The following is a 24,537-nucleotide window of genomic DNA, read 5'->3' as shown; positions in this document are numbered from 1 at the left end:
CCCCCCCGGGGGGGTCTGGGGGCTCGCCCCCAGTTACGGGAAGGGGCGGGGTGGGGGAAAGCCCCGGCAGGCACCGCCTAGTGCGGCGACTGCCGCGGAACCGGCGGTGACAGCCGCTCCAGGAGCCAGGCGCGTTCGACCGCGAAGGCCGGGTCCGCCTGGTAGTCGGAGTGGCCGAGAACCGGCTCCGGCAGCGGATGGCGGTCGGAACGCCCATACGCGACCGGGTCCTTGAGCGCCTCGCGGTCCACCGTCCGCCGCCCGGTCCCGTCCGGCGGGATGAGCACCGGTCCGCCGATGGGGTCGGTGTGCCTGAAGAGGTTGCGCCAGACGTGCAGTTCGGAGCTCAGCCCCCGAAGCGCCGCCGGGCCGAAGTACGCGGGGAACCAGCGGCCGTACAGCCGCTCCAGCGGCGAGCCGTAGGTGAGCAGGGCGACCCGCCGCCGGGTGGCGGCGGGAAGCTGCCAGACGGCGGCGGCGGCCAGCACACTGCCCTGGGAGTGGCCGGAGATGACGAGCCGTCCGCCGGTGCGCGCGGTCCAGGTGCGCATGCGCCAGGTCAGGTCAGGGACCGCCCGCTCCGCGTAGCACGGCGGCGCGAAGGGGTGCGCGGCCCGCGGCCAGAATGTGCCCACGTCCCACAGGATGCCGATGGTGCGCCGCGCGGAGGCGTCCCGGTAGGCGCGGCGGCCCCAGGTGACGAAGAGCAGAAAGCCCACGCCGATCAGCCAGGAGCCCAGCGCCTGCACTGTGGTGGCCAGCGACTCGGTGAACGGGTGCGCATGGGCGAAGGCCCGTCCCGGCGCCTGCCCGCTGATCCACGCGCCGAAGACCGCGCCCGTCCCGAGCAGCAGCGTCGCCGCGGACACGGTGCCGACGATCCAGGGCGCGGCGTCGGTGAGGGCGGCCCGGGCGCGGACGCCGGCGATCCGCCGGGTGCGTACGGAGTCATATCGGCCGTCCCCGTTCTCACCGGCGGCGTCGCCCTCCGCGCCGTACTCCCCCTCCACGGTCCCGCGCAGTCGCCGGGCGGTCAGCCAGGTCCGCACGGCGAGCACGGCGGCGGGCACGAGCAGGACGAACAGCAGCACGGGGATCACCGACGCCTGCCAGCTCAGCAGCACCGGCGGGCCGGTGATGTCGCCTTCGTCGCCCATGCCGGGGGCGCCCGCGCCGTCCAGATAGTCGCCGACCCACTGGGCGAGTCCCCCGGTCATCACCCCGCCCAGCGCGCAGGACACCATCGCGACGGCCGGTCCGGCGAGCCCGTGCATAACGGTGCGGGGGTGGCGGGCCCGGCGGTGCAGGGCGAGTGCGGCGACCGCCAGGGCGACGACCAGGGCGCCCTGGGCCAGGGCGATCACACGGAATGCGACATCGCCGGGGAGCGTGCCCGCGGAGACCCACTCCGGGCGGGACCAGGAGGCGTACCCGGCGGACAGGACAAGGAGTGCGACGGCCGCGCCGGGCAGCGCCCGGACGGCGGCGCGGTCCAGGCGGGCGTCGATGCGGCGCTCACTGCGCCCGCGGCGCAGCACCACCCACACCACGGCCGCGCCCGCGATGGCGAGCGCTCCTTCCAGCAGCCGTCCGGCGGCGTCCAGTGCGGCGCTGTCCGCGCCGCGGTCGTGCCGGGCCGCGGCCCCCGCGACCGCGGCGGCGATCGTGAGCAGGCCGGCCGCCGTGTGCGCGGCGCGCAGCCGGGCGACCAGCCGCCGCCCGTACCAGAAGCCGGGCCTGCCGAGCACGGGCCGCACCGCTGGGCCGCCGTCGGCCGGCTCCCCTGCCCCCGCGTCGGCGTCGGCGTCGGCGTCGGCGTCGTCCGTGGGCGAGGCGTCCGGCTCTCCGGCAGGCGGGCGCTGGGACTCGTACGCACTCCAGGTGCGGTTGGAGAGGAACCACAGCAGGGCGACCAGCGCGGCGGGCACGACCGCGGCGACGGCCAGCCGGCGGCCCGGCTGCGCCCACCAGCTTCCCTGCGCACCGGAGAGAAAACCGAGCCAGGTCCGGCCCTCGCTGCAGCGGACCGAGCCCGCGCACTGCCAGGCGAACAGATCGAGCGTTACCTCGCAGGCGGCCGCGGTGAGCAGCACGGTGAGGCTGAGGGCGACAAGCCGCACCAGGGCCCCGTACAGCCGGGTGGTGCGATGGAGCCCTGCGGCGCGGGGGCGCATCCAGTGGGCGAGGTTGACCACCATGAAGGGCAGGAGCAGCAGCCACAGTGCGCGTGCGCCGTTGCCCGATGTGAGGTTGGACCAGCAGTACGCCTCCGGGATGGGGCGGTCACGGTACCGCTCGGGGTGCCGCTCCGCCTCCGCGTCGGCGACGCGCCGGAAGACGGCGGCGCGTTCGTCGCCGCTGATCCGGACGGTGCGCGGGTCGTCGAGCATCCCCTGCGGGGTGGCGCCGCCGACGCCGTGGACCAGTAACTCCAGTGCGGGCCCCTCGCCCTGTGGGCCGGAGGCGGGAAGGGAGGTCGGGCGCGTGGGAGACGCTGGCGGCACGGTCGACTCGCTCTCTGCGGGACGGTGAGGCGCAAGGTGCGGGGGCGGCACGGTCAGGATCCCGGACCGGGCTGCCGGGCACACGGGTATCACGGAATCTCCCCGCGTCCGGACGCCCGCCCCACATGCGACGATGCTGATGTGACGAGGAGTGTCTTCCGGCTTACGCGTGCCACGGCGCTGTCCGCGGAGACGGTCTGGCGGCGGGTCACCGACTGGCGGGCGCATGCCGCTCAAGTGCCGTTGACGTCCGTCACCGCGGTCATTTCCGGCGGTGCGGCCGCCGGGCGGCCGCCCACGGCGCGGGGCACGGCGCAGGGCACGGTGTTCACGGTGCGTACGGGTGTGGGGTGCGTGGGCGTCGACGACCCTATGGAGGTCGTCTGCTGGACGCCGCCCGCACAGGGACGTCCGGGGCGCTGCCGGCTGGTGAAGCGCGGAAGCGTCGTCAAGGGCTGGGCGGAGATCGAGGTGGTGCCGTCGCGGTCCGGGCCGGACGGCGGCTGTGTGGTCGTGTGGACGGAGGAGCTGTCCCTCCGTCCGCTGCCGCGGCTGCTGGACCCGCTGGTGGCACGGGTGGGGCGGCTGGTGTTCGGCCGGGCCCTCGACGGGGTGCTGCGCGGGCCCGGCGACGACATCTGACGGGTCGCCAGTTATGGTGAGCGGGCCCATCCGATCCCTCCCGGAGGAGGTACGGTCCATGGCTCGCCCACTCCGCGCTCTGCGCCCTGTGGAGCTTGACTTCCTCGCCACCGCGCCGGTGCGGCTGGTGTTCGCCGACGAGATCGCGGCCGCGCCCGACGCGGTGTACCGGGCGCTCGCGGACGATGTGGCCGGCTGGCCGCGCTGGTTCACGGCCGTCGTCGCCGCGCGGTCCACGCACCAGGGGGCGGGCCGCGAGATCCGCCTCAAGGGCGGCGTCGTCTTCGGCGAGACGATCCTGGCGGCTCAGCCCGGCGCGCGGTACGCGTACCGGGTGGACCAGACCAACGCGCCCGGCCCGCGGGCGCTGCTGGAGGAGTGGCGGCTCACTCCCGCCCCCGGAGGCTGCCGCGTGCAGTGGACCATGGCCGCCGACGGTCCGGCGCCGCTGCGGATCGCGATGCGCCTGGGGCGCCGGGGGCCGGGACGGGCCTTCACCACGGCGGTGCGCGGTCTTGAGCGCCTGCTCGCCCGTTCGCCCGCTCCCTGACCGGGGCCGGCACTCGCCCCGGGCAGTCCGGCCAGTCCGGTCGATCAGATCAGTCCTGTCGATCAGATCAGTCCGGCCACTTTCCGGTGGTGAGGAACTGCTCGACGGCCGCCGTGTACGGCGCGATGTCCAGGCCCTGCTCCGCCAGCCAGTCGTCGGAGTAGTACTTGTCGAGGTAGCGGTCGCCGGGGTCGCAGATCAGGGTGACGACGCTGCCCCGCTCCCCTCGCTGCACCATCTCGGCGACGATCTTGAGCGCGCTCCACAGCCCGGTGCCGGTGGAGCCGCCCGCCTTGCGGCCGATGACACGCTCCAGCGCCCGTACGGCCGCCACGGTGGCCGCGTCCGGCACCTTCATCATCCGGTCGATGGCCCCGGGCACAAAGCTGGGCTCCATCCGCGGCCGGCCGATGCCCTCGATCCGGGAGCCGCAGTCGCTGGCGGCGTGGGGGTCGTTGCGCGTCCAGCCGTCGAAGAAACAGGAGTTCTCCGGGTCCGGCACACAGACGCGGGTGTCGTACTGCATGTAGCGCACATAGCGGGCGATGGTCGCCGAGGTGCCGCCGGTGCCCGCCGTGGCGACGATCCAGGCGGGCACCGGGTAGCGCTCCAGCCGCAGCTGCTGGTAGATCGATTCGGCGATGTTGTTGTTGCCGCGCCAGTCCGTGGCCCGCTCGGCATAGGTGAACTGGTCCATGTAGTGGCCGCCGGTGCGTTCCGCGAGCGCCGCCGACTCCTCGTACATCGTGCGCGGGTCGTCCACGAAATGGCACCGCCCGCCGTGGAATTCGATCAGCCGGCACTTCTCGGCGCTGGTCGTGCGGGGCATCACGGCGATGAACGGAACCCCGATCAGCTTGGCGAAGTACGCCTCCGACACGGCGGTGGAGCCGCTGGACGCCTCGATGACCGGCTTGTCCGGCCTGATCCAGCCGTTGCACAGCCCGTACAGGAAGAGCGAGCGGGCGAGGCGGTGCTTCAGGCTGCCGGTGGGGTGGGTGGACTCGTCCTTGAGGTAGAGGTCGATCCCCCACTCCTCCGGGAGCGGGAAACGCAGCAGATGGGTGTCGGCCGAGCGATTGGCGTCGGCCTGCACCTTGCGCACGGCGTCCTTGAGCCACTCCCGGTATGCGAGGTCGCTGCGGTCCACGTCCACGGTGGCGGCCGCCCGGCCTGTCACTGACTGCTCACTGATGCTCATACGCGCCGTACCTCGCCTCTTCGCCGTCGGTCCACACCTGCAACAGTAAGCCCACGACCTGCGAAAACATTCACTTTGGGCATCCATAGGGGTCACTTGTGGGCAGCTGTCCCACACGCTCTGGTGCGTGGGCCGGTTGTTGTGCAGACTGCGAGCAGGAACCGGTGCGAAGGGGGCCTGAGCCGATGGAGATGACGGAGCCCGAGTTCCGTGCGACGGGTGTGCGGATCGAGCGGTGGCCGCGTTCGCTCACCAGGGCCGGCGAGGTGCTGATCAAGGATGGCAGGCTGGCGCTGCTGACCAGCTACGGCCGGGTGATCGACAGCGCCCCCCTGCGTGCCGTGCGGGCGGGAAAGCCCTGGTTCGCGGGCGGCGACAGCACGGTCGCCACGCTCAACGGCCACCGGTATCGCCTCACCATGGGGCAGGGCGGCAGCCGGATACGCGATGGCAGGGCGCTGGCCGGGCGCTTCCTGGAGGCGGTGCGGGGCGAGCGCCACTGAGCGTGCCCGGTCGGACGCCATGAGTTGCGCGGCGGCGTGCATGGGCCCACCCTGGCCTTACGCATCCGACCCTTCGTCTTCTTCCGGACCTCATTCGGGGAGTCGCAGCCGTGATCAGCCAGCCAAGCAGGCACTGCACGGTGGAGCTCCAGGCCCTGCCGTCGCGGATCGGTCAGGTACGCAGAATCATCTCCGCGCAGCTGCGCTACTGGCACCTCGATCCGCTGATCGACCATGCGGCGCTCGGCGTCACCGAGTTGCTGACGAATGTCCATCGCCATGCACAGCCGGACAAGATGTGCAGGGTGGAGCTGAAGTTGCTGCGGGGCGTGCTCCGGGTCTCCGTCCGTGATCACGATCCGCGTCTTCCCGTCCGCCATGGCGGAACCCTGACGGGTGCCGACACCTGTGCCAACGCCGGCGCCGGCGCCTGTGTCGGCACCGGCGCCGGCGGCGAAGGGGCGGAGGGCGCCGAAGAGGCAGGAGACGCCGACCCGTTCGCCACATCCGGCCGTGGGCTCGCCCTCATAGAGGCGATGAGCGAGAGCTGGGGCGCACGGCCGGACGGCGAGGACGGCAAGGTCGTCTGGTTCACGCTCGCCGCGCCGCCCCCGCCGCTGCCCCTGGCAGCCGCCCACCGGGCCCTGTACGGCGCGTCGACTGACGGCCCCTTCCCAGCGGAGGAGGACCAGCCGGGGCGGAGCGGCCCTGCGACCGCACGCTCGGCGGTGGCGGGCTGAGCGCCCTGTGCCCGCGGCCGCTCCGCGCGGCGGCGGCGCTCAGGGCACGCCGAACTCGCGGCTGATCCTGCGCTCGGTGCGGTGTTCGTGGATGAGCCGGCCGACGAGCGCCCCGCCGTAGACGACCACGCCGACGCCGACGAGCCAGGACTGGATGACCAGGACGGTCCCGAAGGGACCGTAGGTGACCGCGTTTGACGCGATCAGCGGTGAGAAGACGAGCTGGGAGAAGATCCGCAGCCCCAGCATCGCCAGCGCGGTGGTCACCGCTCCGGGCAGCAGCGCCCGCCACTTCACCCGCCCGCCGAGCAGCAGCCGCTGCGAGAGCCAGAAGAAGACGAAGGCGCCGATCAGATCGAGCAGCGCGGCTGCGAAGGTGCGCCAGCCCGCGTCCTCCGGGACCGGGGTGTTGACGAACGCGACCAGTGCGAAGATCAGCAGGGCCAGCCAGACGATATGCCGCCACATGGTGTGCCAGCGTGCGGTCGGCAGGTCCCAGACCCGCTCATAACCGGTCTGCACCACGGAGCCGAAGGTCAGCCCGAACACGGTCAGCGCGGCGAGCCCGAAGGCGGTGGTGCGCTGCAGCGCCTCGTCCGGGACCCCGAACAGCTCCCTGACCTCCTCCTGGGAGGCCTCCGAGACCCCCAGGGCCTCCCCCAGCCAGCGGGCGAACCCCTCGCCGCTGGCCGGGTCGGCCGCGGCGACCACGATGAGCAGCGGGACGAGCGTGAGGAACCCCAGCGCGGCGAAGCCCATCGCCCGGTGCATCAGCTCCATCTGGCGCGCCCGGTACCAGCCCAGCCCGACCGGCGACTCAAGGATCCTGCGGTGCAGGTCCCGGAGACGGTGGGCGTGGTGGGCCGCGCGGGCACGCCTGTGGCTCATACGTCCTCGCTACCCGCGAGACAGAGGCGACCCGCCCCCAGTGCGCCCGGACGGGTCACGGCCGATTCAGCCGATTCAGCCGATTCAGGTCGCCGCCTGCCGGCGGTTGAGGCGCGGGGTCCGTCGAGGCCGGGGTCCGGGGCGGAGCCCCGGGTTCAGGCGAGCGCGGCGAGGGGGTCGTCCAGCACCGGCTGCCACGCCAGCTCCGCCGCCCCCACCAGGCTGTTGTGGTCAAGGCTGCACGGCAGGATCGGCACTCCCCCGCTGCGCCCCCACAGGCTGCGGTCCGCGACCACGGCCCGCAGCCGCTCCGGGTCCGCGTCCAGGAGTTCGCGGTGCAGCCCGCCGAGGATGATGCGGTCGGGGTTGAGGATGTTGACCAGACCGGCGAGCCCGAGGCCGAGGCGGTCGATGAGTTCCTCGCAGGCGGCCCGTACCCCGGGGTCGTCGTACTCCCCGCGGAGCAGCTCGCGGGACTGCTGGAGCAGGGAGACCTCGGGGCCGGGCTCGCGGCCGGCCGCGGTGAGGAAGGCCAGCGGGTCGGCCTCGACGTCGAGACAGCCGCGGCTGCCGCAGTGGCACGGGCGGCCCTCGGGGTTGACGGTGAGATGGCCGACCTCGAGCGCCAGTCCGGAACTGCCGGTGTGCAGCCGGCCGTCGAGGACGAGCGCGCCGCCCACGCCGCGGTGCCCGGTGGCCACGCAGAGCAGATGCTGAGCGCCGCGTCCCGCCCCGTGCCGGTGTTCGGCCAGCGCCGCGAGGTTGACGTCGTTGCCGGTGAAGGAAGGCCCTTCGATGCCGGCCGCCCGTACCTGCGCGGCGAAGATGTCCCGCACGGGGGCCCCGGCCGGCCATGCCAGATGCAGCGGGTTGAGCGCGGTCCCCTCGGGTTCGGCGACGGCGGAGGGCACGGCGAGACCCGCGCCGACGCAGCGGCGGCCGCTCTCGCGCAGCAGGCCCGCGCCCGCCTGGACGACCTCGCCGAGCACCTGAGCGGGGTCGGCGGAGACGGTGACGCAGCCGGGCGCGGTCGCCACCATGTGCCCGCCGAGCGAGATGAGCGCGGCCCGGAAGCCGTCGGCGTGCACCTGGGCCGCGAGCACGACCGGCCCGGTGTCGTCGATGGCGAGGCGGTGCGAGGGACGGCCCTGGTGGCCCGCGGCGGCGGTCGGCCGCGAGTCGACGCGGATGAGGCCGAGCGCCTCCAGCTCCGCGGCCACCGCGCCGGCGGTGGCGCGGGTGACGCCCAGTTCGGCGGTGAGCACGGCGCGCGTGGGGGCCCTTCCGGTGTGCACCAGTTCCAGCGCGGGGCCGAGGGCGCTGCGCCCTCTCTCCAGCCGTGTTCTCGCCGTCGTCGCCTTGCCGTTCATGGGTGCGAGTCTCCCATGATCGGGCAATTGACCTGGCGGCCAGGCCGCCGCGGACCGCGCATGGCCTGTTTCGGCCCCTGGCCGCGGGGCACTGCGGGCAGCTCCACCGAGAAGCCTGGAGGCGGCATGGCACGCCGTACGAGCGGTACGAGCCGTACACGCGCATCCGGCTCCGAGCGGGACGCGGCGACCGTGCGTGCAGCAGCGTGTGGAGGCCCTCGGCGAGGGAGGCTGCCGGCGCTGTGACGAGCGGACGGCGACCCAGCCGGGCGAGGGTCCGAAGCTGCCTGCTGGAGTCGTACGGCGGCGATCTGCGCAGGCTCCGCGCACAGGCGGGCGGCGACCTGGACGAGCTGCGCGGTCTGCTCAGGCGGATGCCCGGCATTGGACCCGCGGGGGCGAGCATTCGTATCCGGACGGCAGGGCGCTGGAGGGGCGGAGCGGCTGGGTCTGCCGCACGACCCCGAGGCGCTGGCCGGTCTGGTCGCCGAGCGGGAACTCCCGGCGACGGCGGCCGCCTTGGTACGGGCCGTGTGACGGGCCGCAAGGGCAGTACGCGAGATGCGCCGCTGACGGCCCGTCGGCGAGTGGACGCCGACGGGCCATGGCCCCTATTCTGAATTTGTGCCGCTCATAAACAAACTCGGAACGGCCGTTCCCCCAGGCCCTGCCCCCGCAGCCCTCACCCGCCTTCGCACCGCGCTCACCGTCTTCTTCGCCCTCGACGGCTTTCTCTTCGCCGGCTGGGTCGTCCGGATCCCGGCGATCAAGCAGCAGACCGGCGCGTCCGCCAGCGACCTCGGGCTCGCCCTGCTCGGCGTCTCCGCCGGCGCCGTGGTGACCATGACGCTGACGGGCCGCCTCTGCCGCCGCTTCGGCAGCCGCCCCATGACGGTGGCGAGCGGCGCGCTGCTCTCGCTCAGCATCGCGCTGCCCCCGCTGACCCACTCGGCGCTCGCCCTGGGGCTGGTGCTGCTGGTGTTCGGCACCGCCTACGGCGCGATCAATGTGGCGATGAACAGTGCCGCCGTCGATCTCGTCGCCGCCCTGCGCAGGCCGGTCATGCCGAGCTTCCACGCCGCGTTCAGCCTGGGCGGGATGCTCGGCGCGGGCCTCGGCGGCCTGGTCGCGGGCGGGTTGAGCCCGGCGGCGCATCTGACCGCGCTCACCGGGGCGGGGCTGCTGGTGACCGCGGCCGCCGGACCCGCGCTGCTGCGTACCCCGCCGCAGGCCGCGCCGGAGGCCACCGCGGCCATGGACACGTACACGGGCGCGGGCGCGGGCGCGGGCACCGAGACGCCGACAGGTGCGAACGCATCGCGCCGCATGCCGCCCCGCACCCGCCGGATCGTGATCCTCTTCGGCGTCATCGCGCTGTGCACGGCGTACGGGGAAGGGGCGCTCGCCGACTGGGGGGCGCTCCACCTCGAACAGGACCTGCACGCCCACCCGGGTCTCGCGGCCGCCGGGTACTCCCTGTTCGCACTGGCCATGACCGCCGGGCGGCTCTGCGGCACGGCTCTGCTCGAACGGCTGGGGCAGACGCGCACCCTGGTGGCCGGGGGCGCGACGGCCGCCGCCGGCATGCTCCTCGGCGCGCTCGCCCCGACCGTCTGGGCGGCTCTGCTCGGCTTCGCCGTGACCGGCCTCGGGCTGGCCAATATCTTCCCGGTCGCGGTGGACCGGGCGGGCGCGCTCGCCGGGCCCGCGGGCGTCGCGGCCGCCTCGACGCTCGGATACGGCGGGATGCTGCTGGGGCCTCCCGCGATCGGCTTCCTCGCGGACTGGTTCTCGCTCCCCACGGCGCTGACGACCGTGGCGGCGCTCGCTGCCGCGGCCGCGGTCATCGGATACGGCTCACGCCGCCTTTCCGGGCCGGAGCGCGGGCTTTCCGGACCGGAGCACGGGCCCGGCTCCATGCGGCGCCAGGCCCGCACCGGCCAGGAGTTCCGGCACGGCGCGGAGCCCCGGCGCCCACGGGAGCCCCGCGCGCTCGCGTCGACGGACCACCGCAGCCAAGTGGCACAATCGCCGCATGGAGACGGCTGAACTGATCAAGTCCCTGGTCCGGGAGGGCCAGTTGCTGGCCGGAGCCGCGCAGGCGGCGGGCACGGCGGCCGCCGTGCCGACGTGCCCCGGCTGGACCGTGCGGGATCTGCTGCGGCACACGGGCATGGTCCACCGGTGGGCGACGGCCTTCGTGGCCGAGGGACTCACGGAGTTCCGCCCCGGCGACGGCGAGCCCGACCTCGACGGCGAGGCGCTGGTGGAGTGGTTCCGGGAGGGCCATGGACTGCTGGTGGCCGCGCTCAGTGAAGCGGCCGACGACCTCGAGTGCTGGACGTTTCTCCCCGCGCCCTCGCCGCTGGCGTTCTGGGCGCGGCGGCAGGCGCATGAAACCGCGGTGCACCGGGCGGACGCCGAGTGGGCACGCGACGGCAAGCCGGGGCCGGTGGCCGCGGGCTTCGCCGCCGACGGCATCGACGAGCTGCTCGGCGGCTTCCACGCCCGTTCGCACAGCCGGGTGCGCAGCGAGGAGCCCCGCGTGCTGCGCCTCCGGGCCGTCGACACGGGCGATGTGTGGACCGTACGGCTGTCGGCCGAGCCGCCCCGCGCCGAGCGCACGGACGACGGCCCCGCGGACTGCGAGCTGAGCGGTCCGGCCGACCAGCTCTATCTGACCCTGTGGAACCGCCTTCCGCTGACGGCGGTTTCGGTCACCGGCGATGCGGGCCTGGCCGAACTGTGGCGCGAGCGCTCGGCCATCACCTGGTCCTAGCGCCTCGTCTGGTCGTGGCCGAGGCGTGCGTGTGACACTACGGCCATGACCCAGCCCGCCAGGCGGACTCAGACCGACCGTGACGAGATCACGGTCGAGATCGGCTATGCGCTGTTCAGTGCGGCCTTCGCCGCCGCACTGGTCTTCGGAGCGGTCGCCGGGCCGGCCCTGGCCTTCGCGCTGCCGGATGCGCTGGAGGGGGGTCTGCCGGTCGTCGGCACGGCCGCCGCGGCCGTGGTGTTCGCGCTCCGGGTCGTGACGGTCCTGTGGCGCTTCGCCCGTGCGGCGCAAACGACGCGTACGGCTGCGATGCGCACGGCCCGCCCGGCGGCCGGAGGGAAGCCGGGCCAGCCGAGCCAGCCCGGCCTCACCGGGCCCGACTCATAGGCCGACGCCACCAGTTGGGCCCGCTCCCCGGTCCGAGGGCGGGCACGCACGCTCAGCGCCGCAGGCCGATGCCCTCCGCAAGGCGGGCCACGGCCTGGGCGAAGAAGGCGTCACGGTCCTCGATCACCCGGTGAAACTGGCCGAAGACCTCGAAGGAGATGAGCCCGAAGAGCTGCGCCCAGGCGGCGACGAGGGCGAGGGCGACGGCGGGCGGCAGATCGGGGGCGAGGTCCGCGGCGATCCGCGCCGCCTCGGGGCGCAGTTCGCCGGGGAGCGGCGGAGGGGCGAGCGCGTCCGCGCGACAGGCGTCACGGGCGATGGAGACCAGAGTGAGCCCGACGCGGGAGGCGGGCCCGACGGTGTCGCCGGGGGCGGTGTAGCCGGGCACCGGGGAGCCGTAGACCAGGGCGTACTCATGGGGGTGGGCGAGGGCCCAGGCGCGAACGGCGGCGCATACGGCGTTCCAGCGGTCTCGGGGGCCGAGGGCGCCCTCGCCCTCCCGGCCGTCGGCCAGCGCGGCCTCCGCGGCGGCGCCGACGGCGTCGTACGCGTCGACGATCAGGGCGGTCAGCAGGTCGTCGCGGCTGGGGAAGTAGCGGTACAGCGCCGAGGAGACCATGCCCAGCTCACGGGCGACGGCACGCAGCGAGAGCTTGGCGGCGCCCTCCTCCGCGAGCTGTCTGCGAGCCTCGCTCTTGATGGCCGTGGTCACTTCGATGCGGGCCCGCTCTCTGGCTCCTCGGATCGCGCTCATGCCGACAGTCTTCCATGGTTTCAGATCACCGCCCAAGAATGAGAGCAGTGCTCTTGCAAGGCTGCGGGTCCGGGTGCACACTGCTCTTGAGCGAGAGCAGTGCTCTCATATCAGGGCAGGCCGGGAGGCGGAGGGACATGGAGCAGACGCACTACATCAAGCCGGGACGATTCGACCGGGCCCTCAACGGCGCGGTGGGGTGGCTGGCGCGGCACGGCGTCAGCCTCATGGGCACGGCGGAGCTGTCGGTGCGCGGCCGCACCAGCGGGGAGTGGCGACGGCTCCCGGTGAACCCGCTGCCGTACGAGGGCGGGCCCTACCTGATCTCCGCCCGGGGCCACTCCCAATGGGTACGCAACCTCCGCGCGGCGGGCGGCGGCCGCCTGCAGACCGGCCGCAGGACCCGCCCGTTCACGGCCGTGGAGCTGCCGGACGAGGAGAAGCCGGAGCTGCTGCGGAGGTATCTCAAGCGGTGGGGCTGGGAGGTGGGCCGCTTCTTCGGCGAGGTGAACGCGGACTCCACCGACGCGGAGCTGCTGGCGGCGGCGCATCGGCACCCGGTCTTCCGCATCACGGTCACCGGGTGACGACCGACGTCCAAGGGGCGGAAGCCTCGCCGGTTGGGGCTCCGCCCCCCCCGGACCCGGTACGGCCTTCGGCCGTGTCCTCAAGCGCCGGACGGGCTGGATTTTCCAGCGCCGCTGGGGGCACCTCCGCCCAGGCCGCGCCGCCCAGGCCAGCACGGCGGGCTACCCCCCGCGCCGGTCCAGCGCGTCCAGCGCGCGGCGAGCGACCGCATGGGTGCGTACGAGCCCCGCGAGGCTCGTCGCGCCGCGCGTGATGTCCGTGAAGGCGCGCCACACCGGCCGGAAGCCGGTGATCGCCGCATGCAGCAGCCCGGGCCGGCGCTCGAAGACCGCGAGCATCCGGCGGCCCACGCTCATCTCCACACCGAGCGACGCCTTGACGGCGAAGGCGTAGTTCAGCGCCTGCCGACGCGCGTCCACCGCGTCGTGCGCCTCGGCGATCCGCGCCGCCCACTCGCCCGCGAGCCGCCCGGAGCGCAGGGCGAAGGAGATTCCCTCCCGTGTCCACGGCTCCAGCAGCCCGGCCGCGTCCCCGCACACCAGCACCCGTCCGCGGGACAGCGGGGAGTCATCGCTGCGGCAGCGCGTCAGATGCCCGGAGGAGATCGCGGGCTCAAAGCCCGCGAGGCCCAGCCGGGCGATGAAGTCCTCCAGATAGCGCTTGGTCGCCGCGCCCTCGCCGCGCGCCGAGATCACCCCGACGGTCAGTGTCCGGCCCTTGGGGAAGACCCAGCCGTAACTGCCGGGAAGCGGACCCCAGTCGATGAGCACCCGCCCCGCCCAGTCCTCTGCGACCGTCTCCGGAACCGGGATCTCCGCCTCCAGGCCGAGGTCGACCTGGTCGACCTTGACGCCGACATGGGCCCCTATGCGGCTGGCACTGCCGTCCGCGCCGACGACCGCCCGCGCCAGGACCGTCTCACCGCCCGTCAGCACCACGGCGACCGTGCGGCGGTCCGGCACGGCGGGCCCGTGCTGTTCGACCCTGGAGACGGTGACGCCCGTGCGCAGCTCCGCGCCCGCCTTCTGCGCCTGTTCGACCAGGCCCGCGTCGAACTCCGGCCGGTTGACGAGGCCGAACAGCATCCGCTTGGAGCGGCGCGTACGGGTCAGCCGGCCGTTCAGCGAGAAGGTGACCGCATGCACCCGGTCGCTCAGCGGCAGTTCGAACCCGGGCGGCAGGCTGTCGCGCGACGGACCGATGATCCCGCCGCCGCAGGTCTTGTAGCGGGGCAGCTCCGCCTTCTCCAGGAGCAGCACACGGCGGCCCGCGACCGCCGCCGCATATGCCGCCGAGGCCCCCGCGGGCCCGCCGCCGACCACGACGACGTCCCACACCTCCCCCGCCGGCTCGCCCGGCTCACGTTCCGCGCCCGCTCCAGCGGCCCCGTTCTCGCTGCTCACGATGTGTTTCTGCTCCCGATCCGACGCATGGCCCGTGCTGTTGCACGGCATCCTACGGCGCGGTCCCGCGATTCCGGCTGTGGGAGGATCGAGGACGCATTCGCCGTACACACATCACGGACAACGTCGCACCCACAAGGAGCGTGCCCATGACCGCCCATCCGATCGCCGAGACCGTCGTGTCCCTGATGCCCCGCGCGAAGGCGGAGCTCACGGAGCTGGTGGCCTTCCAGTCGGTGGCGGACCCCGCACAGTTCCCCAAGAGCGAATGCGAGGCGGCCGCCGCCTGGGTCGCCGGGGCGTTGCGCTCCGAGGGCTTCACCGACGTCGCCGTGCTGGACACCCCGGACGGCACCCAGTCCGTCTACGGCTTTCTGCCCGGCCCCGCCGACGCCCCGACCGTGCTGCTGTACGCGCACTACGACGTGCAGCCGCCGCTCGACGAGTCCGCGTGGACCACTCCGCCGTTCGAGCTGACGGAGCGCGCCGACGGCCGCTGGTACGGCCGCGGCGCCGCCGACTGCAAGGGCGGCTTCATCATGCATCTGCTCGCGCTGCGCGCCCTCAAGGCGAACGGCGGCGTGCCGGTCAACGTCAAGGTGATCGTCGAGGGTTCGGAGGAGCAGGGCACCGGCGGTCTGGAGCGTTATGCGGAGGCACACCCCGAGCTGCTGACCGCCGACGCCATCGTCATCGGCGACTGCGGGAACTTCCGCACCGGTCTGCCGACCGTGACCGCGACGCTGCGTGGCATGACGCTGATGCGGGTGCGGACGGACACGCTTGAGGGCAACCTGCACTCCGGTCAGTTCGGCGGCGCCGCTCCCGACGCGCTGGCGGCGCTCATCCGCGTACTGGACTCGCTGCGCGCCGAGGACGGCTCGACCACGGTGGACGGTCTTGACGCGCACATGGAGTGGGAGGGACTGCAGTACCCGGAGGAGGACTTCCGCAAGGACGCCAAGGTGCTGGACGGTGTGGAGCTGATCGGCTCCGGCACCGTGGCGGACCGCGTCTGGGCGCGCCCGGCGGTCACCGTGCTGGGCATCGACTGCCCGCCGGTGGTCGGCGCGACGCCGTCGGTGCAGGCGAGCGCCCGGGCGCTGGTGAGCCTGCGGGTGCCGCCGGGCCAGGACGTCACGGCGGCGGCCGAGCTGCTGGCGGCGCATCTGGAGGCGCACACCCCGTGGGGGGCGAAGGTGTCGGTGGAGCAGGTGGGGCAGGGGCACCCGTTCCAGGCGGATGTCACCAGCCCCGCGTACACGTCGATGGCCGAGGCGATGCGGGTGGCCTATCCGGACCAGGAGATGCAGACCGCCGGCATGGGCGGCTCGATCCCGCTGTGCAACACCCTGGCCGCGCTGTACCCGCAGGCGGAGATCCTGCTGATCGGGCTGAGCGACCCGGCCGCGCAGATCCACGCGGTGAACGAGTCCGTCTCCCCCGACGAACTGAAGCGGCTGTCGGTGGCGGAGGCGCTGTTCCTGCTCAACTACGCGGCCTCGAAGCAGGCGTAGCGAGACGGGCGCGGGCCGGGCGATACGGTCCGCCGGGCTGTCCCCCGGGGACCTGCGCCGGATGGTGCTGCGCCGGCCCCGCCGCCACTGCGGCCATGTGGCCGCGGCCGGGGAACTGGCGGACCGTCACCGCGCACCGCCCAGATCCTGGCGACGCACCGGCTGGACGCGCCTGGGGCTCCGCCCCAGACCCCGCTCCTCAATCGCCGGAGGGGCTGGATTTTCCAGGCCCCTCCGGCGTTTGAGGACAAGAACACCCCGCGGGCGATTGAGGCGCGGGGAGCCACAGACTCAAGCCCCGCCTGGGGGCACCTCCGTGGGGGTACCCCTGGGGGCACCCCCGGACGGAGTCTGGGGGAGGAGTCTGGGGGAGGTAGCTGGGGGAGATTGAGGCGCGAGGGGGCCGGGGCGGAGCCCCAGAGGCGTCAGGTCACCGGTGTGCCCGCCTCCAGGTTCAGCACCGTCCCCCGCTCCCGCGCCCGCAGCGCCCACCGCAGTCGCTCATAGCGCGCAGCCGGCAGCAGCTCCGCCGCCTCCCTCTCGTCCGCGAAGCGCCAGCCGCGCAGTTCGGCGCCGGGCAGCAGTACCCGGTGCGCGCCGACGCCGTGCGTCCGCAGCCGTCCGCCGTCGAAGAGCAGCCGGAGCCCGCCGAACCGCGGCGGCCGGGGCGGTTCCCAGTCGACGACCAGCAGCCGGGGCGGCTCATCGAGCGTGATGCCCAGTTCCTCGGCGACCTCCCGCATTCCGGCGCGGGCGGGCGCCTCCCCCGGCTCCACGATGCCGCCGGGGAACTCCCAGCCCGGCTTGTATGTGGGGTCGACGAGCAGCACCCGGTCCTGCTCGTCAAAGAGCAGCACGCCCGCTGCGAGGGTCTCGGCCGTGGGTTCCGGCGTCTGCACGATGGCGCAGGCCCCCGCCTCGCCGCTGTTCAGGGCGTCGGCGATCCGCCGCGCGGTCTCGGCGGGGCCGATCCGGCCGTTGTCGACGACATGGGCGTCCACGGCGATCCAGCCGAGGGCCTGGCGGTAGGGCTCGATATGGTCGTACGCCCACTGCCGTATGCGCTGTTCGGCGTCGGGGACGTCCGGCTCCTCACGGGCGGCGATCCGCTGGCGCAGGATCGTTTCCCCCGGGGAGAGGAGCATATGCCGGACCGGAATCCTGCGGGCGGCGAGGCCGCCGAAGATCTCGTCGCGGTACTCCTGCCGCAGCAGGGTCATGGGGACGACCAGCACTCCGCCCAGCTCGGCGAGGAGCCCGGCGGCCGTGTCGACGACGAGCCGCCGCCAGATCGGCAGGTCCTGGAAGTCGTTCACCTCGGCCAGCCGCTTGGCAGGCAGCAGACAGCGCATGCCGGCGCCGATCAGCTCCGGGTCGAACAGGGTGCTGCCGGGAATCAGGTCGACCAGCTCACGCGCCGTGCTGGTCTTGCCCGCCCCGAACGCGCCGTTGATCCAGACGATCACGGTTCCCCCTCTTCCGTAGCCCTCAGTGGATTGCCCGCAACACCCCGCAGTGAAAACCCGACTTCACCGACGCGCGCCGTCCGCGCCGCGGTCCGTCGCCGGAGCGCAGGAGACAAGGGGGTGCGGGATGCACCGTACGGTGTGGAAGCAGTTCCCCGTAGGGGACCGGCGTGGTCGCGCGGCAGAGCCCGCCGCCGACGCCAGAGCCGTCCGCGGCGCGCCGTCCGCCCCTCTGCCCGCACCCGATGAGTGCGGAGACGGCGGTGGCTTGTGCCGCCCGCGACGGCGACCTGCCGCTCAGGCGCGTCCGCCGGCGACGACGGGCGGTGTGACGCAGGTGCGCACGGCCGCGGCGGTCGCCGCGGCCGCCGCCCCGACGAGCCCCGCGTCCGTGCCGGTCAGCGCCGGGGCGACGGTCAGCCGCTGGACGAAGGACAGCGCGGCATAGTCGCGCAGCGCACGCCGCAGGGGGACGAAGAGGACCTCGCCCGCGCCCGCCACTCCCCCGCCGATGACCGCGATCTCGATCTCGACAAGGGTGGCCGTGGCCGCGATGGCCGCCGCGAGGGCCTGTGCCGCGCGTTCATAGGAGGCGGCGGCGATCCGGTCGCCGGCGCGGGCTGCCCGGGCCACCGCGGCCGCCGAGGCATCGCCGTCGGGACCCGGCCGCCAGCCGTTCTCCAGGGCGCGGCGGGCGATGTTCGGGCCGCTGGCGATCCGCTCGACACAGCCTCGTCCGCCGCAGGGGCACAGATCGCCGTCCAGGTCCACACTGATGTGCCCGATGTGTCCCGCGTTTCCGGTCGGGCCGGTGCGCAGCTCGCCGCCGAGGACGAGGCCGCCGCCGACGCCGGTCGAGACGACCATGCACAGCGCGTTGTCGAAGCCGCGGGCGGCACCCTGCCAGTGCTCCGCCGCGGTCATCGCCACGCCGTCGCCGACGAGCTCCGCCGGCAGCCCGCCCGTCGCCTCCCGTACCCGCGTGACCAGCGGGAAGTCCCGCCAGCCGGGTACGTTGACCGGGCTCACCGTGCCCGCGGAGGCGTCCACGGGTCCCGCGCTGCCGATGCCGACGGCCAAGGCCCGCGCCCACAGCGGCGAGGCGCTCAGCTCGGCCAGGACCGCGTTGACCGTCCGCATCACCGTCTCGCCGTCCTCCTGCGCGGGCGTGGGCCGCTGGGCCCGCAGCAGTATGTTCCCGCCGCCGTCCACCAACGCCCCAGCGATCTTGGTGCCGCCGATGTCGAGCGCGGCGACGAGGTCGGTATGCATCGGTGCGGTGTCCCCCCGGTGAGCTGTCGGACCTGCGGATCCGGGAACAGTCTCCATTGCCCTGACAACGTTGTCCAGGCCCTATGCTCGACGCCGCAGCCTTGCACATCAGATCCAACACCGACGGGCAGCCGCCGGACAACCACCCGGAGTCACCGGCTTGTTCCGGTGGCACGCACCGCCGTACGCCGCCTTACCGAGACAGGACAGCACACTGTGGGCAAAACCGACCGCCTTCCGTCGTCGCCGGGCCGTCGCCCCAGGACGCCCGAGCACCGCTACGGCAATCGGCCGACCATGAAGGACGTCGCGGCCAGGGCGGGCGTCGGCCTCAAGACCGTCTCCCGGGTCGTCAACGGCGAGCCCGGCGTCACCCCGGACACCGAGCGCCGGGTGCAGGAGGCGATCGAGTTCCTGGGCTTTCGCCGCAATGACAGCGCCCGTGTGCTGCGCAAAGGCCGCACCGCCTCCGTCGGGCTGGTGCTGGAGGATCTCGCCGACCCGTTCTACGGCCCGCTCAGCCGCGCCGTCGAGGAGGTCGCCCGCGCCCATGGCGCCCTGCTCATCAACGGCTCAAGCGCCGAGGACCCCGACCGGGAGCAGGAGCTGGCGCTCGCGCTGTGCGCCCGCCGCGTGGACGGGCTGATCGTGATCCCCGCCGGATACGACCACCGCTATCTGGAGCCCGAGATCAGGGCGGGGGTGGCCACCGTCTTCGTGGACCGGCCCGCGGGCCGGATCGACGCGGACACGGTGCTCTCCGACAACTTCGGCGGCGCCCGCGAGGGCGTGGCGCATCTGATCGCGCACGGGCACCGGCGGATCGGCTTCATCGGGGACCACCCGCGGATCCACACCGCCATGGAGCGGCTGCGCGGCTATCGCGCGGCGATGGAGGACGCCGGGCTGGACGTCGAGGAGCGCTGGGTGGCCCTCGGCTCGACGTCGCCCGACCGGGTGCGGCCGGCGGTCGAGTCGATGCTGGACGCGCCCGAGCCGGTCACCGCCGTCTTCGCGGGCAACAACCGGGTGACGGTCACGGCGGTGCGCGCCCTGGCGGAACGCGACCGCCGCACCGCGCTCGTGGGGTTCGACGACATCGAACTCGCCGATCTGCTCGGCATCACCGTCATCGCCCAGGATGCCGCGGCCCTGGGCCGGACCGCGGCGGAGCGGCTGTTCCGCCGCCTGGACGGCGTCAATGAGCAGCCGGAGTGCGTCACGCTCAAGACGACGCTGATACCCCGCGGTTCGGGCGAGCTCCCCCCGGCGGCTGCCACCTGACGCCCCCTGCCCCACAGGGCGGGCCCCTCGCCTCATGGGCGAGTGAGCCGAAGGGGTGCGCGGGTGCCGAAAGGGAGATCACCCGCAGGTCCCGAGGAACGAGGGACCGAGCATGATCGACCGTCGACAGACGCTCAAGCACCCCGTGGGGGCACCTCCCAGCGGTAGCTGGGGGAGAAGGAGCCACAAAAATCAGGGCGTGAGGTCCCCCCGCCGCGGCGCGGCGAAGCCGTCGAGGTCGGCGCGCGTCAGCCCGGTGAGGCGGGCGACTTCGGCGGTGTCGAGGGCGCCGCAGTCGATGCCCCGCAGCAGATAGGAGCTGAGCGCCTTGGCGGTGGCGGGCTCGTCCATGACGTCGCCGCCCGCCTGGTTGGCGTAGGCGGCGAGCCGGGCCGCGGCCTGCTCGCAGCCCTCGCGGTAGAAGGCGAAGACGGCCGCGTAGCGGGTCGGAAGGTGGCCCGGGTGCATATCCCACCCCTGGTAGTACGCGCGGGCCAGGGCGCGCCGGGTGAGGCCGTAGTGGAGCCGCCAGGCGTCGTGCACCTTCGGGGTGGGGCCGATGGGCAGGACGTTGGTGGAGCCGTCGGAGACGCGGACGCCGGTGCCCGCGGCGGCGACCTGCATCACGGCCTTGGCGTGGTCGGCGGCGGGGTGGTCGCTGGCCTGGTAGGCGGCGCTGACGCCGAGGCAGGCGCTGTAGTCGAAAGTGCCGTAGTGCAGTCCGGTGGCCCGGCCCTCGGCGGCGTCGATCATACGGGCCACGGCGGCGGTGCCGTCGGCGGCCAGGATGGCCTGGCTGGTCTCGATCTGGATCTCGAAGCCGATGCGGCCGGCGTCCAGGCCGTGGGCCTTCTCGAAGGCTTCCAGCAGCCGGACGAAGGCGCTGACCTGCTCGGGGTAGGTGACCTTGGGGAGGGTGAGCACCAGCCCCTCGGGCAGCCCTCCGGTCTGCATCAGGCCGGTGAGGAAGACGTCCAGGGTGCGGATGCCGCGGTCGCGCACGGGGGCTTCCATGCACTTCATGCGGATGCCCATGTACGGGGCGGCGGTTCCGTGCGCATACGCCTCCGAGACCAGCAGGGCGGCGCGGGCGGCGTGCTCGTCCTCCTCGGCGTCGCTCCGCCCGCCGTAGCCGTCCTCGAAGTCGATGCGCAGGTCTTCGACGGGCTCCCGCTCCAGCTTGGCGCGTACGCGGTCGTGTACGGGCGCGGCGAGCTCCTCGGGGAGGCCCAGCACGGCGGCGAACGCGGCCGCGTCGGGGGCGTGTTCGTCGAGCGCGGCGAGCGCGGCGGCGCCCCAGCCGCGGAGGGTGTCGGGGGCGAAGGCCTCGCCGGGGACGTACACGGTGTGGACGGGCTGACGGGTGCCGGGGTCTCCCGGGTAGCGGCGGGCGAGCTCCGCGTCCACCGGGGCGAGGGAGGCGCTGACCGCCTCGCTGACCGCTCCGGCGAGGCTTGTCGCCACCGTGTCCTGCTGGCCCATTCCCGCACCCTCCACAATCTCTCACTATTCCGCTGAACGGAATCTGAAATCCGTATGGTGAAGTTAATGCGCAGCGGTGACCTGCGTCAATGGTCGCCGCAACGGCGAGGGGCCGCGCGGCGGACACCCGCCACGCGGCCCCTGCGGCGCCAAGCGCCGGTCCGGCTCAGCCCTTGCGGGCCTTGATCTCCTCGGTGAGCTGGGGGACGACCTCGAAGAGGTCGCCGACCACGCCGTAGTCGACCATGTCAAAGATCGGGGCCTCGGCGTCCTTGTTGATGGCCACGATGGTCTTCGAGGTCTGCATGCCGGCCCGGTGCTGGATCGCGCCCGAGATGCCGGAGGCGATGTACAGCTGCGGGGAGACCGACTTGCCGGTCTGGCCGACCTGGCTGGAGTGCGGGTACCAGCCGGCGTCGACGGCGGCGCGAGAGGCGCCCACGGCCGCGCCGAGCGAGTCGGCCAGCGCCTCGATCACGGAGAAGCTCTCGGCGCTGCCCACGCCACGGCCGCCGGAGACCACGATCGCGGCCTCGGTCAGCTCGGGGCGGCCGGTCGACTCGCGCGGGGTGCGCGCGACGACCTTGGTGCCGGTGGCCTGCTCGGAGAAGGACACCGTCAGCGCCTCGACCGCGCCGGCGGCCGGAGCGGCCTCCACCGGGGCGGAGTTCGGCTTCACGGTGATGACCGGGGTGCCCTTGGAGACACGGGACTTGGTGGTGAAGGCGGCGGCGAACACCGACTGGGTGGCCACCGGGCCCTCATCGCCGGCCTCCAGGTCGATGGCGTCGGTGATGATGCCGGAGCCGATGCGGACGGCGAGGCGGGCGGCGATCTCCTTGCCCTCGGCGGAGGACGGCACCAGCACGGCGGCCGGGGACACAGCCTCGTACGCGGCCTGCAGCGCGTCCACCTTCGGGACGACCAGGTAGTCCGCGAACTCGGCGGCGTCGGCGGTCAGGACCTTGACCGCGCCGTGCTCCGCGAGCGTGGCGGCGGTGGCCTCGGCGCCGGAGCCGAGAGCGACGGCGACCGGCTCACCGATGCGGCGGGCCAGCGTCAGCAGCTCAAGGGTGGGCTTGCGGACCGCGCCGTCCACGTGGTCGACATAGACGAGAACTTCAGCCATGGGACTTCTTCTCTCCTGCTTACGAAGTGTGAGGGGGCAGTGGGTGGCCGAAGCCTCAGATGAACTTCTGGCCCGCGAGGAACTCCGCGAGCTGCTTGCCGCCCTCGCCCTCGTCCTTGACGATCGTGCCGGCGGTGCGGGCCGGGCGCTCGGTGGCCGACTCGACGGCCGTCCAGGCGCCTTCGAGACCGACCTCTTCCGCCTCGATCTCCAGGTCCTCCAGGTCCAGGGACTCCACCGGCTTCTTCTTGGCGGCCATGATGCCCTTGAAGGACGGATAGCGGGCCTCGCCCGACTGGTCCGTCACGGACACGACGGCCGGCAGGGACGCCTCAAGCTGCTCGGTGGCGGCGTCGCCGTCCCGGCGGCCCTTGACCGTTCCTTCCGGGCCGCCCTCGACGGAGACCTCGGACAGCAGCGTGACCTGCGGAACGCCCAGGCGCTCGGCGAGGAGCGCCGGCAGCACGCCCATGGCGCCGTCGGTCGAGGCCATACCGCAGATGACCAGGTCGTAGCCGGTCTTCTCGACGGCCTTGGCGAGCACCAGGGAGGTGCCCATGACGTCGGTGCCGTGCAGGTCGTCGTCCTCGACGTGGACGGCCTTGTCGGCGCCCATGGACAGCGCCTTGCGCAGCGCGTCCTTGGCGTCCTCGGGTCCGACGGTCAGCACGGTGATCTCCGCGTCATCCGCCTCTTCGGCGATCTGCAGCGCCTGCTCGACCGCGTACTCGTCGAGCTCCGACAGCAGGCCGTCGACGTCGTCGCGGTCGACGGTCAGGTCATCGGCGAAGTGCCGGTCGCCGGTGGCGTCGGGCACGTACTTCACACAGACAACGATCCTCAAGCTCACGCCGGCTCTCCTACTGCATCGTCACTACGTCACTAACGAACTGCCTTTGCACGCAGCATAGGCGTCCGATCAGGCGGATCCCGGTCGGGGCGGGCCGCGCTCCGAACGAAATATTACTCACCAGTACACCCATTGTATTTCCGGTAAGCAAGCGCTTGGGAGTGTGACCTTGCCAACGCTCCGTAACCGGCGGTCGCACCGGGACGCATACGACGTGCCCGCGCCCCGCCCAGGGGGGCCGGAATCAGTCACGCAGCGCGTTGAAGCGCCCCTGGCAGTAGAGGAGAGGACGGCCGTCGCCCGTGGGATCGCCGGACACCGCCTCGGCTATCACGATGCGGTGGTCGCCGGCCGGCACCCGGGCGACCACCCGGCACACCAGCCACGCCAGCACCCCCTCCAGCAGCGGTACGCCCTCGGGGCCCGTATGCCAGCGTGTCGGCGGGGCGAAGCGGTCCGCGCCGCTGCGGGCGAAGGTGGCGGCGAGATCCCGCTGATGCTCGCCAAGTATGTGGACGCCTATGTGTGCGGCCTCTTCCAGCACGGGCCAGCTGGAGGAGCCCGTGCCGACGCCAAAGGAGATCATCGGGGGCTCTGCGGCGACGGAGGTCAGCGAGGTGGCGGTGAAGCCCACGGGGCGCTCGCCCTGCGCGGTGATCACGGCGACGCCGGCGGCGTGCCGCCGGAAGACGGAGCGCAGCAGATCAGCGGAGCCCGGCAGCACGGCGTCGGACGCCGCGGCGTGGTCGCGCGCGGCGGGCAGGGCGGGTGCGGCGACGCCGGATGACTCTGCGCCCTCACGCGCCGCGGGCAGCGCGGCGTCGAGCCTGGACGGGGCCGTCATACGGCCCGCCCCAGCGCCGCGATCACATCGGCCTTGCGGGGCTGTCCCGCGGCCCGGACCACGATCCGGCCGTGCGCGTCGAGCACCAGCACGGTGGGCGTGGCGGCAATGCCCAGCTGCCGCACGAGCGGCAGCCGCTCCTCGGCGTCGATCTCCAGATGCGCGATGCCGTCGACCATGTCCGCGACCTCCGCGAGGGTGCGGCGGGTGGCGCGGCAAGGCTGGCAGAACGCGCTGGAGAACTGCACGAGCGTGGCCCTCTCCCCCAGCGCGGCCGCCCCCAGCGCCCGCGCGTCGAGCCGTGTGACGGCCCCCCGGCCGTGCGGCTCGCTTCCACTGTGCACTGAGCTCCTCCTTACCGTCCTCATGACATCCTGCACTGAA

23 protein-coding genes are annotated in these 24,537 nt (G+C 73.5%); 10 read left to right on the top strand and 13 right to left on the bottom strand.

Annotated features, from left to right (window positions below):
- Positions 1–77: 77 nt before the first annotated feature.
- Complete coding sequence (locus OF819_RS11690) at positions 78–2,504, bottom strand: hypothetical protein (RefSeq protein WP_267243379.1); 2,427 nt, start codon at positions 2,502–2,504, stop codon at positions 78–80.
- A gap of 141 nt (positions 2,505–2,645) precedes the next feature.
- On the opposite strand from OF819_RS11690, the gene OF819_RS11685 reads away from it, so the two are divergent.
- Together OF819_RS11685 and OF819_RS11680 are read left to right on the top strand one after the other, a co-directional pair.
- Complete coding sequence (locus OF819_RS11685; RefSeq protein WP_267243378.1) at positions 2,646–3,146, top strand: SRPBCC family protein; 501 nt, start codon at positions 2,646–2,648, stop codon at positions 3,144–3,146.
- Positions 3,147–3,204: 58 nt separating this feature from the next.
- Positions 3,205–3,696: an SRPBCC family protein gene (locus OF819_RS11680; protein ID WP_267243377.1), complete on the top strand. Its 492-nt coding sequence runs from the start codon at positions 3,205–3,207 to the stop codon at positions 3,694–3,696.
- A 67-nt stretch (positions 3,697–3,763) separates the two neighbouring features.
- On the opposite strand, the gene OF819_RS11675 is transcribed toward OF819_RS11680, so the two are convergent.
- Positions 3,764–4,897 (bottom strand): PLP-dependent cysteine synthase family protein, encoded by a 1,134-nt coding sequence (locus tag OF819_RS11675; RefSeq protein WP_267243376.1) that lies wholly within the window; start codon positions 4,895–4,897, stop codon positions 3,764–3,766.
- Positions 4,898–5,082: 185 nt separating this feature from the next.
- On the opposite strand from OF819_RS11675, the gene OF819_RS11670 reads away from it, so the two are divergent.
- Entirely contained in the window at positions 5,083–5,400 is a 318-nt protein-coding gene (locus tag OF819_RS11670; RefSeq protein ID WP_267243375.1) for a hypothetical protein, read from the top strand.
- A 110-nt stretch (positions 5,401–5,510) separates the two neighbouring features.
- Positions 5,511–6,140: an ATP-binding protein gene (locus OF819_RS11665; protein WP_267243374.1), complete on the top strand. Its 630-nt coding sequence runs from the start codon at positions 5,511–5,513 to the stop codon at positions 6,138–6,140.
- A gap of 39 nt (positions 6,141–6,179) precedes the next feature.
- Here the strand turns inward: OF819_RS11665 and OF819_RS11660 are convergent, their stop codons facing one another.
- Both OF819_RS11660 and OF819_RS11655 read right to left on the bottom strand, forming a co-directional pair.
- Complete coding sequence (locus OF819_RS11660; RefSeq protein WP_267243373.1) at positions 6,180–7,028, bottom strand: YhjD/YihY/BrkB family envelope integrity protein; 849 nt, start codon at positions 7,026–7,028, stop codon at positions 6,180–6,182.
- A 155-nt stretch (positions 7,029–7,183) separates the two neighbouring features.
- Positions 7,184–8,398: an ROK family protein gene (locus OF819_RS11655; protein WP_267243372.1), complete on the bottom strand. Its 1,215-nt coding sequence runs from the start codon at positions 8,396–8,398 to the stop codon at positions 7,184–7,186.
- A 624-nt stretch (positions 8,399–9,022) separates the two neighbouring features.
- On the opposite strand from OF819_RS11655, the gene OF819_RS11645 reads away from it, so the two are divergent.
- Genes OF819_RS11645 through OF819_RS11635 form a run of 3 tightly spaced genes read left to right on the top strand, consistent with a single transcriptional unit; the run spans position 9,023 to position 11,564 of the window.
- Positions 9,023–10,447 carry an MFS transporter gene (locus tag OF819_RS11645; protein ID WP_267243371.1) on the top strand — a complete coding sequence of 475 codons (1,425 nt, stop codon included), beginning with the start codon at positions 9,023–9,025 and terminating at the stop codon, positions 10,445–10,447.
- On the top strand, positions 10,434–11,177 hold the full coding sequence (locus OF819_RS11640) for a maleylpyruvate isomerase family mycothiol-dependent enzyme (protein WP_267243370.1): 744 nt from the start codon (positions 10,434–10,436) through the stop codon (positions 11,175–11,177). Before OF819_RS11645 ends, OF819_RS11640 begins: the two co-directional genes overlap by 14 nt.
- 45 nt (positions 11,178–11,222) lie before the next feature.
- Positions 11,223–11,564, top strand: coding sequence for a DUF6332 family protein (locus OF819_RS11635; RefSeq protein WP_267243369.1), 342 nt, complete (start codon positions 11,223–11,225; stop codon positions 11,562–11,564).
- Between the two features lie 52 nt (positions 11,565–11,616).
- Here the strand turns inward: OF819_RS11635 and OF819_RS11630 are convergent, their stop codons facing one another.
- Positions 11,617–12,318, bottom strand: coding sequence for a TetR/AcrR family transcriptional regulator (locus tag OF819_RS11630; protein ID WP_267243368.1), 702 nt, complete (start codon positions 12,316–12,318; stop codon positions 11,617–11,619).
- A 137-nt stretch (positions 12,319–12,455) separates the two neighbouring features.
- On the opposite strand from OF819_RS11630, the gene OF819_RS11625 reads away from it, so the two are divergent.
- On the top strand, positions 12,456–12,905 hold the full coding sequence (locus OF819_RS11625) for a nitroreductase family deazaflavin-dependent oxidoreductase (protein ID WP_267243367.1): 450 nt from the start codon (positions 12,456–12,458) through the stop codon (positions 12,903–12,905).
- Between the two features lie 162 nt (positions 12,906–13,067).
- Here OF819_RS11625 and OF819_RS11620 read toward each other — a convergent pair whose 3' ends face one another.
- Positions 13,068–14,309, bottom strand: coding sequence for a geranylgeranyl reductase family protein (locus tag OF819_RS11620; protein ID WP_323748918.1), 1,242 nt, complete (start codon positions 14,307–14,309; stop codon positions 13,068–13,070).
- A 149-nt stretch (positions 14,310–14,458) separates the two neighbouring features.
- Between OF819_RS11620 and OF819_RS11615 the strand changes: the two genes are divergently transcribed.
- On the top strand, positions 14,459–15,826 hold the full coding sequence (locus OF819_RS11615) for a dipeptidase (RefSeq protein ID WP_267243365.1): 1,368 nt from the start codon (positions 14,459–14,461) through the stop codon (positions 15,824–15,826).
- Positions 15,827–16,251: 425 nt separating this feature from the next.
- Here OF819_RS11615 and OF819_RS11610 read toward each other — a convergent pair whose 3' ends face one another.
- Both OF819_RS11610 and OF819_RS11605 read right to left on the bottom strand, forming a co-directional pair.
- Positions 16,252–17,292, bottom strand: coding sequence for an NUDIX hydrolase (locus tag OF819_RS11610; RefSeq protein WP_267243364.1), 1,041 nt, complete (start codon positions 17,290–17,292; stop codon positions 16,252–16,254).
- Between the two features lie 297 nt (positions 17,293–17,589).
- Positions 17,590–18,564, bottom strand: a complete 975-nt coding sequence (locus tag OF819_RS11605) for an ROK family protein (RefSeq protein ID WP_267243363.1) — start codon at positions 18,562–18,564, stop codon at positions 17,590–17,592.
- A 297-nt stretch (positions 18,565–18,861) separates the two neighbouring features.
- On the opposite strand from OF819_RS11605, the gene OF819_RS11600 reads away from it, so the two are divergent.
- A complete protein-coding gene (locus tag OF819_RS11600; RefSeq protein WP_267243484.1) occupies positions 18,862–19,848 on the top strand; it encodes a LacI family DNA-binding transcriptional regulator in 987 nt (328 codons plus the stop codon).
- A gap of 192 nt (positions 19,849–20,040) precedes the next feature.
- On the opposite strand, the gene OF819_RS11595 is transcribed toward OF819_RS11600, so the two are convergent.
- The 5 genes from OF819_RS11595 to OF819_RS11575 all read right to left on the bottom strand — a co-directional run bounded on the left by OF819_RS11595 (position 20,041) and on the right by OF819_RS11575 (position 24,521).
- Positions 20,041–21,330 carry a DUF6986 family protein gene (locus OF819_RS11595; protein ID WP_267243362.1) on the bottom strand — a complete coding sequence of 430 codons (1,290 nt, stop codon included), beginning with the start codon at positions 21,328–21,330 and terminating at the stop codon, positions 20,041–20,043.
- 166 nt (positions 21,331–21,496) lie between these two features.
- Positions 21,497–22,459: an electron transfer flavoprotein subunit alpha/FixB family protein gene (locus OF819_RS11590; RefSeq protein WP_267243361.1), complete on the bottom strand. Its 963-nt coding sequence runs from the start codon at positions 22,457–22,459 to the stop codon at positions 21,497–21,499.
- A gap of 55 nt (positions 22,460–22,514) precedes the next feature.
- On the bottom strand, positions 22,515–23,309 hold the full coding sequence (locus tag OF819_RS11585; RefSeq protein ID WP_267243360.1) for an electron transfer flavoprotein subunit beta/FixA family protein: 795 nt from the start codon (positions 23,307–23,309) through the stop codon (positions 22,515–22,517).
- A gap of 244 nt (positions 23,310–23,553) precedes the next feature.
- Complete coding sequence (locus tag OF819_RS11580; RefSeq protein ID WP_267243359.1) at positions 23,554–24,153, bottom strand: flavin reductase family protein; 600 nt, start codon at positions 24,151–24,153, stop codon at positions 23,554–23,556.
- Complete coding sequence (locus OF819_RS11575; protein ID WP_416370510.1) at positions 24,150–24,521, bottom strand: TlpA family protein disulfide reductase; 372 nt, start codon at positions 24,519–24,521, stop codon at positions 24,150–24,152. Before OF819_RS11575 ends, OF819_RS11580 begins: the two co-directional genes overlap by 4 nt.
- Between the last annotated feature and the right edge of the window lie 16 nt (positions 24,522–24,537).

It is taken from the genome of Streptomyces sp. PR69, assembly GCF_026420845.1.
Classification (GTDB): Bacteria; Actinomycetota; Actinomycetes; order Streptomycetales; family Streptomycetaceae; genus Streptomyces.
The sequence above is the reverse complement of the archived record's forward strand: the minus strand, read 5'-3'. Positions and strand labels throughout refer to the sequence as shown.